The organism is Paenibacillus sp. Z6-24 (genome assembly GCF_054161335.1).
Genome location: NZ_CP096398.1, coordinates 4079548 through 4092207, shown reverse-complemented (window position 1 = coordinate 4092207; position 12660 = coordinate 4079548). Strand labels below are relative to the sequence as shown.

Genomic DNA, 12660 nt, shown 5'->3' with positions numbered 1-12660 from the left:
AGAAGGAACTCGGCAAAGTCCCTTCTTACGATTTGAATATGTGGTTATAATTATTATTTCTTTTCAAAAGTCTGACAGTCTGTTTCTTGAACTTCAGAAGTTTGTTCTTTCGCAGCAGCGTGACTAACGACAAAAATAGTATCAGCGGTACATTTATTCTGTTCCGCCCAGTGAGTGCATGCACTTACTTCACACATTACATCTTGAGCCATGATGATTCACCTCCTGTGCTCATAATATACAACATTTAACAGTCTCTTCGGCAAAAGAGGCTATTTGTGTTGGCTACTTCTATTAGTAGCATTCCCAGTATACAGGATGTACGCTGACTTTGGCAAATGCTTTTCTTCTTTATATTCTCCGATAAAAGGGCAAATGAAGCGAATCCGCTTTGTTTTTATAAGAAAATCCCCTGTTTCTCCATGAGAGAGAGCAGGGGATTTTGTTTTGCTCTAATATGCTGCCGGTACTGTCCTTATTTACGCAGCAGGCTGAGATCAAATTCGGGAACCAGTCCTTCACGGGCAGCGCGGCCAAGCAGCGCTTCGATCGCGCCATAGCCGTCTTCACCGAGATTACGGGTGAACTCGTTCACATACAGATTGATATGTGAATCCGCTACACTGGCATCCATCTCCTGAGCATGTTCCATTACATAGCCGCGGGATGCTTCCGGATGTTCCCACGCGTATTCCACCGATGAGCGTGCCCATTCGGTAATCTGGGCGATATCGAGTGAACGACGGGCGATAATCGCTCCGAGCGGAATCGGCAGTCCGGTATCTTCTTCCCACCAGCTGCCCATATCCTGCAATAGGGTCAGGCCGTAATTCTGGTAAGTGAAGCGGGCTTCATGGATGACCAGTCCGGCGTCGATCTGTCCGTCACGTACAGCAGGCATGATCTGGTCAAATGGCATTACAACCACTTCACCGATACCGCCCGGTACGTTCTGTGCGGCCCACAAGCGGAACAGCAGGTATGCGGTAGAGCGTTCGCTCGGTACGGCTACCTTTTTCCCGGCGAGGGCTGCTGCATCGGTCGCTTCCGGATTGGCAGTGAGCACGAGCGGACCACAGCCGCGTCCAAGTGCACCCCCACAAGGGATGAGTGCGTAATCTTCCAGCACCCAGGGAAGAGCGGCGTAGGAGATTTTGAGTACTTCCGGGCCTTTGCCTTCGGCAGCCCAGTTATTCGTAATATCGATATCGGCATACGTCACATCCAGTTCCGGCGCACCGGCAATTAGGCCGTGCACCCAGGCGTGGAAGACGAATGTATCATTGGGACATGGGGAAAAAGCAATATTCATATTAAAGCACCTCCGGTAATAGGGAACTTGCCAGCGATAGAGACTGCAATGCTTCGGGGATACGCCAGCTGCCGCGGTCACGCGGACCGACCTTGTTGGAGATCGCCCGAATCTCCAGTACGGGTACGTTCAGCAGCCGGGCAGCCTCAGCTACACCGTAGCCTTCCATACCCTCTGCCGCTGCATCGGGGATGCGCTGCAACAGTGAGGCTGTCGTCTCGGCCGATCCGGTCGTTGTCGATACGGTGAGTACAGGTCCGGTATGTACCGTCAGACCTGCATGGCGCATGGCAGCTGTCAGATGTTCATTATACGAACTGTCCGCCGCGATAACCGACGAGCCAAAACCCAGCTCATCGACCGAAATAAATCCATGTTCCGGTGTTCCGGAACCGAGATCGGCCGCGATTATTCGGCTCGACAGCACAATAGAGCCGTGAGCCGCATGCGGTTCGAACCCGCCGCCAATCCCTGCACTGATGACCAGATCGTACGAATCTCGGGCGAGCAGAAGTGCCGTACGCGCAGCCGCTGAGGCTGGGCCGACACCGGCGAGCTGGACATCAAACCGCTGTCCGGCTGCATCGCCGATTCCTCGCAGTACCGCTTCGCGTTCTGCTTCGACTGCAGTCATGATTAGTATTCTGGTGGATGATGTATTGTTAAGGCGTGAAGCCTCCATATCAGCGTACCTCCTTCAACCCATGCGGGCTCTTCCAAGCAAGCTTGTCTTCTAACGTTACTCCTGTTACGGAATATTGTAAAGTAAGTAAACTTAACAGAATACTGGCACAATTAAAAATGACCATTCATATAAATAAAATAACATATACAGCGATCTGTGACATTCATGCATACTTTTACTGGAAACGGGTAATAGGTTTCAAAATATCCTATTACACAGACAGAGGTGAAGCGGCATCATGAAGATGGATGGTCAGGAGAATATTGTGATTCATGTCGATGGACAGTCGGTCGTGGCTCAGCCTGGTATGACCATTGTTCAGGCAGTCAATACAGCACCGGATCTGTATATTCCGCAGATCTGCTATAATGAGCAGCTCGGACCGATCAATACCTGTGATACATGCATGGTGGAAGTGAACGGAGAGCTGGTACGCTCCTGCAGCACAGTGATTACGCCAGGAATGAACATATCCACCCAGACCCCGCTCGTCAAGGAAGCCCAGCAGGAATCCATGTCCCGAATACTACGCAATCATGAACTCTACTGCACGGTCTGCGATAACAATAACGGTAATTGCGTGGTACATAACACCACGGAAAAGCTGGGCATTGAGCATCAGACCTATCCTTTCCGCAATAAACCCTATGAGATCGACAACACCAACCCGTTCTATCGTTATGACCCGGACCAGTGCATTCTGTGCGGCCGCTGCGTAGAGGCCTGTCAGGATCTGCAGGTCAATGAGACGCTGTCGATTGACTGGAGCCGTGAGCAGCCGCGCGTCGTCTGGGATGATGATGTGCCGATCGATCAATCGTCCTGCGTCTCCTGCGGACACTGTGTAACCGTCTGTCCGTGCAATGCACTGATGGAATCGTCCATGCTTGGAGAAGCCGGATTCATGACCAATATCGACAGCAAGCTGATGGAGCCGCTGATCGATCTGACCAAGGCGGTGGAGCCGGGATACTCCGGCATTTTCCAGATTTCCGAGATCGAGGCGTCCATGCGCAATTCGCGTATCGAGAAGACCAAGACGGTATGTACATACTGCGGGGTCGGATGCAGCTTTGAAGTGTGGACCAAGGACCGTCATATTCTCAAGATTGAGCCGTCCATCGATGCGCCGGTCAACGGCGTATCCACCTGTATCAAGGGCAAATGGGGATGGGACTTTGTCAATAGTGAGGAGCGTCTGACCCGTCCATTGATCCGTCAGGGTGACCGGTTCGTGGAATCAACGTGGGATGAAGCGCTGGCACTGATCGCCGAGAAGCTGGGCGGCATCAAGGCGCAGCATGGTTCCGACTCGATCGCCTATATCGCGTCTTCCAAATGCTCCAATGAAGAAAATTATATTTTCCAAAAATTTGCCCGTTCGATCATGGGCACTAATAACGTCGATAACTGCTCCCGCTACTGTCAGTCGCCAGCCACTTCCGGGCTGATGCGTACGGTCGGCATGGGCGGAGACAGCGGAACAATGGTAGATATCCAGCAGTCCGAGCTGGTCATTATCGTCGGTGCCAATCCGGCGGAATCCCACCCGGTACTGGCGACCCGGGTCAAGCGTGCGCACAAGTTGAACGGCCAGAAATTGATCGTATCCGATATCCGCAAGAATGAAATGGCCGAACGTGCCGATCTTCATCTGCATCCAAAGCCGGGATCGGATCTGGTATGGCTGTCGGCGGTGACCAAATACATCATCGACCAGGGCTGGGAAGCGAGCAGCTTCCTCGATACCCGGGTAGAAGGGTACGAAGAATACCGTGAATCGCTGGCACCATACACGCTCGATTATGCGGAGCAGGTATCCGGTCTGACCCGTGAACAGCTGATCCGGACAGCAGAGATGATTCATGAGTCCGGTTCGGTCTGTATCCTGTGGGCGATGGGCGTAACCCAGCACCGGGGCGGTACAGATACATCGACAGCAATCTGCAATCTGCTGCTGGCTACCGGCAATTTTGGTCGTCCGGGTACGGGTGCTTATCCGCTGCGCGGTCATAATAATGTGCAGGGCGCCTGCGATTTTGGTACGATGCCAGGCTATTTCCCCGGTTATGAAAAGGTGACGGATGAAGCGGTCCGCAGCCGCTATGAACAGGCATGGGGTGTACAGCTTCCGGCAGAGCCGGGACTGGATAACCACGAGATGGTCGATGCGATCGAAGAGGGTACGCTCAAAGCCATGTATCTGTTTGGAGAGGAAATGGCATTTGTCGATTCCAACTCCAACTTTGTGGAAGAGATGTTCGGCAAGCTGGAATTTTTCGTGGTACAGGATATTTTCTTCTCCCGTACAGCCCAGTTTGCGGATGTGGTCCTGCCGGCTTCGCCAAGTTTAGAGAAGGATGGAACCTTTACCAATACGGAACGCCGCATCCAGCGCTTCTATCAGGTATTCGAGCCGATGGGTGAGTCCAGACCGGACTGGAGAATTATTCAGGATGTGGCCAATGCACTGGGAGCGAACTGGAATTACACTCATCCAGGTGAAATTATGGCGGAAGCGGCCAGTCTGGCCCCGCTGTTTGCCGGTGTCCGTTACGATCGTCTTGAAGGCTGGAACAGTCAGGTATGGCCGGTACAGCCGGACGGCAGCAGCACCGAGCTGCTGTACACGGAAGAATTTGCCTTTCCGAGCGGCAAGGCGCGTCTGTTCCCGGTCAGCTGGACCCTGCCGTATGAACCGGAAGCCGAATACGATCTGCATCTGAATAACGGTCGTCTGCTGGAGCATTTCCATGAAGGCAATATGACCTACCAGTCCCCAAATATTCGTCACAAGGTACCATCCACCTGGCTGGAAGTATCGCCGGAGTTGGCTGCCGAGCGCGGCATCGAGACCGGAGCCAAAGTGCGGCTTGTCTCCCCGTATGGGCAAGCCAAACTGTCGGTTGTCGTAACGGATCGGGTCAAAGGCAAAGAGCTGTACCTGCCGATGAATACCCAGCATGCCGGTGAAGCGATCAACCGGCTGACCAGCAGTCATACCGACAAAATCACCCATACGCCAAGCTACAAGGAAATCAGCGTACGGATGGAGGTGCTGGAAGACCGCGGCGTATCACCGCTGCCGCAGGTGAATCACCGGTTCGCTCAGCGTCGTCCGCAGATCAGCGTCCGGGTCGAGGACAAGTGGAAGCGTCAGGATTATGAGCCGATCGCGGATACCATTCGGAAGGAGCGTGCCCAGTATGGCCAGAGCCATTAACCGGATTGAACGCCATGAACCGACAGAAGCGGAAGTGCAGGCAGAATCGCTGACCCAGATCATCAAAGCGCTCAGCGACAACAAGGAAGCAATCCTCAAAACGTTCGATATTATCAAGGAGCTGGATCAGGCAGGAATGCTCGATATTGTCAGTGCATTACTCAAAAACCGGACAGAGGTAGGGGTACACGGAGTGAATCTGATCAACTCGCTGAATATTCCGCCGCTGATCCGTAATGCCTTTACCCTGAGCCAGATGGTTGGCAAAATCGATCCGCTGGAGATGGATCGATTGCTGAATGCGCTTGGTAACGGATTAAGCCATCTTGGCGATATGGACCCTGCCAACCAGAAATACGGCGATCACCGGGATAACGAACCGCCGGGTATGCTGCATCTGCTCAAAACGATGCGTGATCCGGATGTGCGTACGACGATGGCCTTCGGGCTGCAATTTCTCAAATCGATGGGCGGCGAGCTGAACAAGCCAAAGCCCGATCCGTCCGAGGTTTTCTCCGATCCAAAGCGCAAGGAGAGTGAGACGCATAAGGAAGTATAAAATCCAAAGAGCTGCAATTTTCAGCCGATGCTGAGAGCTGCAGCTTTTTGCTCTATGTAATTTTAAGATTCATAGTATTTATGCATTCTCATTTTATGATTTTTGGCAGGATCATCATAGCCGATATAAACTTTAAATTTTCCGACCAAATCAGGATGTTAGGCGAATAAGAGCGCAACATTTTAGACATCCAGCCATGGTATAACTAAGTTAGAAGCAATCATATGCGCAGGACGAGGAGGATATGAATATGCAGCATGCAGATAATCCGGTGATGTACTATACCCGGATCGATGATAAAAAATGGAATCTTCCAGTTGCTGCAACAGCAGATGGATTATGCTATGTCGGTTCACCGGGGCAGCCGCTGGAAGATCTGGTATTGTGGGCGAACAGTCGGTTTCCCGGATATTTGCTGGTAGAAGATGAGCAGCGGATGGAAGCATACACGTTGTCACTGATGGATTATTTGCATGGAGAGCGTGCAGGATTTGAAAAAATCAAACATGATCTGCGAGGGACACCATTTCAGCTGGCGGTATGGGCAGCATTAAGCCGTATTCCGTATGGTCAGACGCTATCGTATTCGGCAGTTGCGGAAATGGCTGGCAAACCTGCAGCTGTCCGGGCAGTAGGAACCGCGATTGGAGCCAACCCGGTACTGATCACCATTCCCTGCCACCGGGTCATTGGCAAAAATGGTGCCCTGACCGGCTACCGCGGAGGCATGGAGATGAAGCAGAAATTGCTGCAGCTGGAGCAGTCTTCGGCAGAACAGGCAGATACAGATGAAAATATCTCTTTAGGTACACCACTATTATTTCTGGAGGCCCAAAAGACTTCGCTGTAATGGTTATTCGTACATTTCATTACTACAATGGGAATACCATTTGTGGAAGAGACGAAGGAAGGAGAATGATCGAAGGAAGGGAAGTGCTCAAAATAAAAACCCATGCAGATCATCTGCATGGGTTTTGTTGTGCTTAACAGGTAGTTAAAGGAAGAATGTTTATTATTAATCAAATCAATGATTCCTTAAAACAGGGCCGAACCATTCATATATTACAATTGTATATTATCTAGGCAGCAGAGGCTGCAATAGGGCTGTAGCTATTCTATTAGTATACTTTACTGGTATGATACTTGGCAGCATCTTTGGCAAAAGGTACCTGCTTGCCGTTTTGTTGAAGCGAAGCATCTACGGTTGCATCGACAGTAACCCATTTACCATTCAGATAGACTTCATTCCAGGCATGGTATTCCTTTACTGCTGATGCAGTGCCCATTACCAGCTTGGCAGGGATGCCCTGGCTGCGCAGCATCGCTGCATTCAGAGATGCATAATCGTAGCAGATTCCTTTGCGGGAAGACAATGTTTGCTGTGGATCGGGTATATATACAGTCGGCAATGTGCCAGCTAGTTGATAATCATATTTGATATTAGCAGTGATGTAGTTGTAGATGGCCTGAGCCTTTTGCTGATCGGTTATGGCATTCTGGGTCAGCTTGGCTGCGAGTGAAGTCACTGCGGGACTGTTTTTCCAATCAATGTTCTGGGTGGAAGCGAGATAGACGCTGTTCTCGCTGCTCAACTGCACCTGCAGGGAATCGGAATATACTTTTTTGTAATTGTTACCTGCGGTATTTTCCAGCACGCTTACCTGATACGTACCGCTGCCCAGCTGCAGGGGCAGGGAAGTATCTGCACGGGAAGAATTCAGGTTATACGTATAGCTGGTATCGTTTTTGGTAATCATAACTTTGGTGCGTGTATTGGATGGTGCTTCATAATGAACAGCAACGTATCCCTGATTTGCGTTGGAAGTGTCCAGCCAGTTGGAACTCTCGGCTGCAAATACAGAAACTGGGGTTGCTGCAAAAAGCGATAAGGTTGTCAAGCAAGTTAGCAAAAGTTTCTTCATAACGAAAATCCTTTCAGAGGCTACTAGCCAATCCGAACAACTATCACCATAACACGCTGTTATCCGTCGTTTGACTATACCATTATATTCTATAAAGTGTAATATTTTACAATAGAATGATGTGAAAAGAGCTTTTCCGTTCGGTAGCTGGCTGCCAACCCTGCGGGTAAGGCCCTGTAGCTTTGCGTCCCTGTCTTTAGACAGGTTTGCCGTTATCGTGTAAAAGCTCTGAAATAAGCAAGTTACATATCAACAAATATTCAATTGATGAATAATCATATATTTTATGGGTAAACGAAATGTTACTAGTTAGTTATAATACCATAGTATCACAGTGGTAATTCGACTAAAAGCGCCAAACTATAATGTACGCGAAATGAATAAATTGCCATTAATTTGCATTATTGTCGACGCGTATCGCATGTACAATCAAGCGATGTGTCGGGTTAATGAGCGGATCGCAGGTTACAAGCGTCAGTTCCTGAGAATGATGATCGCTTTCCAGCACTGAGACTTCGGTAGGTTCCACAATACGAATCCGGTCTACCTGGTAGTTGTACTGCTGACCGGAAGATTCAATCTGAATCTGGTCTCCGACTTTTACTTCACCCAGACGGTTGAACAGGCGTCCTGTTTTATGGGCACGATGAGCAGCAACGGCAAAGTTTCCTTTTTGTCCCAGCTGATCGGTCTCGGAGATATGGACAGCGGCGCTGCGCATATTTTCACGAGTCGCACCTTCCACAACCGGAAGCTCTACGTCGATTACCGGAATACGAATGACCCCCAGAATCTGACCATTTACCGGTGTTTCTGTCTTGCTATTTATATTATCGGCAGCAGCACCCTCATTTAGTAGAGCATTTACTTCAGAATAGCCAATTTTTAAATTTTTTGTCGTATCCTGAGGAGAAGCCCCAGCTTCCAGCTCTGCCTGGCTGAGCAGACGTTGCTGCTGCCAGTCGTCATACCACTCATTCGCCTGTGGATATACGATCACCAGAACGCCCAGAATAATCAGCGTATACGCCCACTTTTTCATATAGATGTTAATCCTCCTGCAGCTTGGATTTGTCGAAATTACCCGGTGTATTCCAAGGATAACACTCTATATCGGATATAAAAAGGATAAATTCCCTCTACCTATTAATAACCATATATTGTAATTTGATAAGCTAAAATCAGGAATTATTTGGCATTTTTGTTTTTGTTGGTCAGTTGGATTTCAAATTTGTAATATATGCTTTGAATCTTGCATTAGAGGGATTTACCGATTCAGGAAAATGATATAATGCAATAAGATATAACATTATAATGTTTGAAAGACCAGCTGTGTACAATTGGAACCAGCCTAGTCACAGCCGATCATTGGCCAGACGGACAATCAGGTATATTGATTCAGTCAACACAGATACAAGACCAATCTAAACACGCTGCAGGCGGAATGGAGATGGATGTATGAGGACTGGGAATAATGATGACAATGCAAAGCAAATGACAGAGCAGTGGAAATGGTTCACGGACAGCCGGTTTGGGATGTTTATTCATTTTGGACCATATGCGCAGTATGGACGCGGAGAGCAGGTGCTTTTTCGCGAGCATCTGGACCATCAGGAATATGCACAGCGCGCGTGTGCCTGGAACCCGGAGCATTTCAATGCCCGATTATGGGCGCAGACGGCGCGCCGGGCCGGGATGAAATATGCCTGTATGACTACCCGGCATCATGACGGGTTCTGTCTGTGGGATTCAAAGTATACGGATTACTCGGCAGCTGCCCAGGCATGCGGACGGGATCTGGTGCGTGAATTTGTGGAAGCGTTCCGGACGGAGGGGCTGCGTGTCGGACTGTATTATTCATGGATGGACTGGCGGATTCCGGCGTTCTTTGACGGGCCGGGTCTTGATCCTGAGGGCTGGCAGGACATGAAAGAATATATGCATAACCAGGTGGAGGAATTGCTGACGGAGTACGGGCAGATCGATCACTTTTTCTTTGACGGGGTGTGGCCGCGGACGGCGGAAGAGCTGGGCAGTGTGGAGCTGGTGCGACGGATGAAGGAGCTGCAGCCGCATATTCTGGTCAATAACCGGCTCGGGCCATCGGAAGGTACGAAGACGTATGCGGATGGAGGAGCAGGAGCCGGAGATTCGGAAGTGCTCGGTGACTTTGGCACGCCGGAGCACCAGATTGTAGCCGATCCGAGCAGGCTGTGGGAATCCAATCAGGTAACGACCTGGCGGCTGTGGGGTTATGCATCCGGAGAGCGCTGGCGCCCGGCGGATGTGCTGCTGGATATGCTGTGCGAATGCGCGGAGAAAGGCGGGAGCCGGGGTGGCAATCTGCTGCTTAATGTCGGTCCTCAGCCGGATGGCCAGCTGCCGTCGGAATTTGTGCAGCGTGCTCTGGCCATTGGGCAGTGGCTGGAGGTGCATGGAGAGGCGGTATACGGATCGGATGGAGGTGGTGTGACGGAGTTCGTCACCCGGGGAAGACAGACGACGAGCGGGAACAATCTGTATCTGATCATTCGCTTCTGGGATGGCGAACCGATACTGCGGCTGGCAGATCTGGTATCACAGGCAAAACGGGTAACTCTGCTGACGACCGGACAGGATCTGGTATTTGAACAGCAGGAGAACGTGCTGTGGATCAAAGGACTGCCCAAAGAACGGCCAACCGCACTTTTCCCGGTCATACGTGTGGAATGTGATGGGGTACCGGAGAGTAATGTATGGGGGAGGCAGCGATTATGGGAAGGCAACCCGTCGCGGATCGCCGACTGGGCGAGGACGAGAGGCACGTCGGTGTATGCGGATGGTCAGCAGAGATAGACCGGGGAAAGGGGGAAAAGAGATCGCTATGCTTTCATTTTGCTCGTCTGGATAATCAGGTTCCGGGCAGCAGCGTTCCAACCGGCTGCCACAGCCGGTTTAGACTGTACTTCACTGTTCCTCTGAAATATACAGGTATAATTAACGTCGATGCATAAAAAAGCGGCAAAAAAAGTCTGGCTATAGGCAGCCTGCCGATCCCGCGTTACACTGGGTATTGTGAATAAGGGGGAAGCGCATATGGCTGGTGTACTGCTGCATGCTTTTATACTGGCACTCGGGCTGATTTTGCCGCTCGGTGTTCAGAATGTATTTATTTTTCAGCAGGGAATGGTACAGCGCAAAATATGGAAAGTTCTGCCGGTAGTGATTACCGCCGGATTGTGCGATACGCTGCTGATCGGTCTGGCGGTCGGCGGGGTATCTGTGCTGGTGCTCGGGCTGCCATGGGTCAGATCGGCGCTGATGATCGTGGGAGTTCTGTTTCTTGCATATATGGGCTATGTTACCTGGCGCAGTGCAGCGGTAGATTCTGCAGCAACGGATGCCGGGGGAGGACAACAGGATGAGGCTCATGCTCTGCCGGCGCGCAAGCAGATTCTGTTCGCACTGTCGGTGTCACTGCTCAATCCGCATGCCATTCTGGATACGATCGGTGTGATCGGGACCAGTTCGCTGCAGTATGAGGGTCAGGAGAAACTGGTATTTATGCTTACCTGTATTACGGTATCCTGGATCTGGTTTGCCCTGCTGGCTGCTGCAGGTATGATCGTCGGAACGCTGGATCGCAGCGGGCGCTGGTTCCGGATATTGAACCGCTGCTCGGCTCTGCTGATCTGGGGAATTGCTCTGTATTTGCTGGTATCGCTGCTAAGGTAGGCTGTGAAGCAGAGCGAGATGTTGGAAGAACATGATTTTAAAAAGGAAAAATGAATTTTAAAAACAAAAAGCTGATTTCATCCGCTATCTGCAGCGATGAACTCAGCTTTTTGCATATGGTCGTTATTAATAATGTGTCTGTTATGAATAAATGATGATCCATAGGCGGGATTGCCGATATCGGATCGTCTCTATTTCATATTAAAATGTGCAACCCGAATAATCACGTTTACCGAGGGCTTGCAGGACCAGGGGAGAAGCATCTCACTGTCCCGGAATATTTTTTACACCTTTGCCTTGAACCCCTGGATAAATTCAACAGCCTGGCGGATATCCTGCTCCGGCTGATTGCCAACCTCGCGTTCGATCGTCAGATAGCCGATGTAGCCGATATCCTGCAGCGCGGCGAAATACGCCTTGAAATCAACGCTGCCTTCACCGAGTGCAACTTCTTTGAACCCGATACTGCCATCCTCGAAGGCGGCGACCTGTTCGTGACTCAGATTGCCATACACATCATGCGGATTGACTTCGCGGGTGCGGATACCATCTTTGACATGGGTATGCACGATATAGTCGCGCAGCGTATACACGCCCTGGACCGGATCGTCGCCCGTGACCATTACCATATTGGCCGGGTCAAAATTCACAGCGACACCTTTGCTGTCGAGGGAATCGAGGAACTGCTTGAGCCTAGCAGCCGGTTCCGGGCCGGTCTCGATCGCAAAGTAGCCGCCTAATTCCGAAGCGAATGCTGCCAGTTCATTGCAGGCTTTTTGCATGATAGCATATTCCGGGGCAGAAGTGTCTTCAGGCACGATGCCGATATGAGTCGTTACAATCGGAGTTCCGAGTTCCAGCGCCAGAGTGAGAATCTTTTTGGATTTTTCGATTTTCCAGATGTTATCCTGCTCGCTCTGGAAGCCGTTGCCGCCAAAGTCTGCACATAACGCAGAGATTTCCAGTCCGAGTCCAGCCAGATATTCCTTGAGATCGAGGCGGCGGTCGATACCGAGATTATCCGGGTCCATAACGCCTTCGGTTGCCCAGATCTGTACGCCGTCTGCACCGACTTCTTTGGCTTTGAGCAGATTCTCACGCAGTTCAAGTTTGAATGCATCGGCGATGACACCGATTTTGCCAAGTTCTGTTGCCATGGAATCACTTCCTTTACAGTTTTGGTAGAAGAAAAATAAGGTTGCCAGTAGACAGACCCAAAGGCATGCTGTGCGGTACTAGGCGATC

The 12660-nt window shown here is 50.6% G+C and carries 11 protein-coding genes and 1 riboswitch; of the genes, 5 read left to right on the top strand and 6 right to left on the bottom strand.

Annotated features, from left to right (window positions below; all coding sequences use genetic code 11):
• Positions 1-53: 53 nt before the first annotated feature.
• The 3 genes from M1D61_RS17765 to M1D61_RS17755 form a co-directional block, all read right to left on the bottom strand.
• Positions 54-212 (bottom strand): DUF1540 domain-containing protein, encoded by a 159-nt coding sequence (locus M1D61_RS17765; RefSeq protein WP_458119939.1) that lies wholly within the window; start codon positions 210-212, stop codon positions 54-56.
• A gap of 263 nt (positions 213-475) precedes the next feature.
• On the bottom strand, positions 476-1312 hold the full coding sequence (locus tag M1D61_RS17760; RefSeq protein ID WP_458119938.1) for a 1,4-dihydroxy-6-naphthoate synthase: 837 nt from the start codon (positions 1310-1312) through the stop codon (positions 476-478).
• A 1-nt stretch (position 1313) separates the two neighbouring features.
• Positions 1314-1994 (bottom strand): futalosine hydrolase, encoded by a 681-nt coding sequence (locus tag M1D61_RS17755; protein ID WP_458119937.1) that lies wholly within the window; start codon positions 1992-1994, stop codon positions 1314-1316.
• Between the two features lie 241 nt (positions 1995-2235).
• Here M1D61_RS17755 and fdhF point away from each other — a divergent pair, with 241 nt between their 5' ends.
• From fdhF to M1D61_RS17740, 3 genes are all read left to right on the top strand, one after another.
• Positions 2236-5220, top strand: a complete 2985-nt coding sequence (gene fdhF / locus M1D61_RS17750) for a formate dehydrogenase subunit alpha (protein ID WP_458119936.1) — start codon at positions 2236-2238, stop codon at positions 5218-5220.
• Positions 5204-5779, top strand: a complete 576-nt coding sequence (locus M1D61_RS17745) for a DUF1641 domain-containing protein (RefSeq protein WP_458119935.1) — start codon at positions 5204-5206, stop codon at positions 5777-5779. The genes fdhF and M1D61_RS17745 overlap by 17 nt, the downstream gene beginning before the upstream one ends.
• 250 nt (positions 5780-6029) lie before the next feature.
• Entirely contained in the window at positions 6030-6629 is a 600-nt protein-coding gene (locus tag M1D61_RS17740) for a methylated-DNA--[protein]-cysteine S-methyltransferase (RefSeq protein WP_458119934.1), read from the top strand.
• 268 nt (positions 6630-6897) lie between these two features.
• On the opposite strand, the gene M1D61_RS17735 is transcribed toward M1D61_RS17740, so the two are convergent.
• Both M1D61_RS17735 and M1D61_RS17730 read right to left on the bottom strand, forming a co-directional pair.
• Complete coding sequence (locus tag M1D61_RS17735; RefSeq protein WP_458119933.1) at positions 6898-7701, bottom strand: transglutaminase-like domain-containing protein; 804 nt, start codon at positions 7699-7701, stop codon at positions 6898-6900.
• Between the two features lie 139 nt (positions 7702-7840).
• A riboswitch (cyclic di-GMP riboswitch) is annotated at positions 7841-7922 on the bottom strand.
• A 170-nt stretch (positions 7923-8092) separates the two neighbouring features.
• Positions 8093-8743 (bottom strand): sortase, encoded by a 651-nt coding sequence (locus M1D61_RS17730; protein WP_458119932.1) that lies wholly within the window; start codon positions 8741-8743, stop codon positions 8093-8095.
• A gap of 416 nt (positions 8744-9159) precedes the next feature.
• On the opposite strand from M1D61_RS17730, the gene M1D61_RS17725 reads away from it, so the two are divergent.
• The gene (locus tag M1D61_RS17725; RefSeq protein ID WP_458119931.1) at positions 9160-10536 is read left to right on the top strand and encodes an alpha-L-fucosidase; all 1377 of its coding nucleotides are present in this window, start codon (positions 9160-9162) and stop codon (positions 10534-10536) included.
• A gap of 240 nt (positions 10537-10776) precedes the next feature.
• Complete coding sequence (locus M1D61_RS17720; RefSeq protein WP_458119930.1) at positions 10777-11415, top strand: LysE/ArgO family amino acid transporter; 639 nt, start codon at positions 10777-10779, stop codon at positions 11413-11415.
• Between the two features lie 284 nt (positions 11416-11699).
• Here the strand turns inward: M1D61_RS17720 and M1D61_RS17715 are convergent, their stop codons facing one another.
• Positions 11700-12572: a sugar phosphate isomerase/epimerase family protein gene (locus M1D61_RS17715; protein ID WP_458119929.1), complete on the bottom strand. Its 873-nt coding sequence runs from the start codon at positions 12570-12572 to the stop codon at positions 11700-11702.
• Between the last annotated feature and the right edge of the window lie 88 nt (positions 12573-12660).

Coding starts and splice junctions, on each gene's coding strand:
- M1D61_RS17745 (WP_458119935.1), top strand. CDS start 5,204: ATGGCCAGAGCCATTAACCGGATTGAACGCCATGAACCGACAGAAGCG.
- M1D61_RS17755 (WP_458119937.1), bottom strand. CDS start 1,994: ATGGAGGCTTCACGCCTTAACAATACATCATCCACCAGAATACTAATC.
- M1D61_RS17735 (WP_458119933.1), bottom strand. CDS start 7,701: ATGAAGAAACTTTTGCTAACTTGCTTGACAACCTTATCGCTTTTTGCA.
- fdhF (WP_458119936.1), top strand. CDS start 2,236: ATGAAGATGGATGGTCAGGAGAATATTGTGATTCATGTCGATGGACAG.
- M1D61_RS17725 (WP_458119931.1), top strand. CDS start 9,160: ATGAGGACTGGGAATAATGATGACAATGCAAAGCAAATGACAGAGCAG.
- M1D61_RS17730 (WP_458119932.1), bottom strand. CDS start 8,743: ATGAAAAAGTGGGCGTATACGCTGATTATTCTGGGCGTTCTGGTGATC.
- M1D61_RS17760 (WP_458119938.1), bottom strand. CDS start 1,312: ATGAATATTGCTTTTTCCCCATGTCCCAATGATACATTCGTCTTCCAC.
- M1D61_RS17765 (WP_458119939.1), bottom strand. CDS start 212: ATGGCTCAAGATGTAATGTGTGAAGTAAGTGCATGCACTCACTGGGCG.
- M1D61_RS17715 (WP_458119929.1), bottom strand. CDS start 12,572: ATGGCAACAGAACTTGGCAAAATCGGTGTCATCGCCGATGCATTCAAA.
- M1D61_RS17740 (WP_458119934.1), top strand. CDS start 6,030: ATGCAGCATGCAGATAATCCGGTGATGTACTATACCCGGATCGATGAT.
- M1D61_RS17720 (WP_458119930.1), top strand. CDS start 10,777: ATGGCTGGTGTACTGCTGCATGCTTTTATACTGGCACTCGGGCTGATT.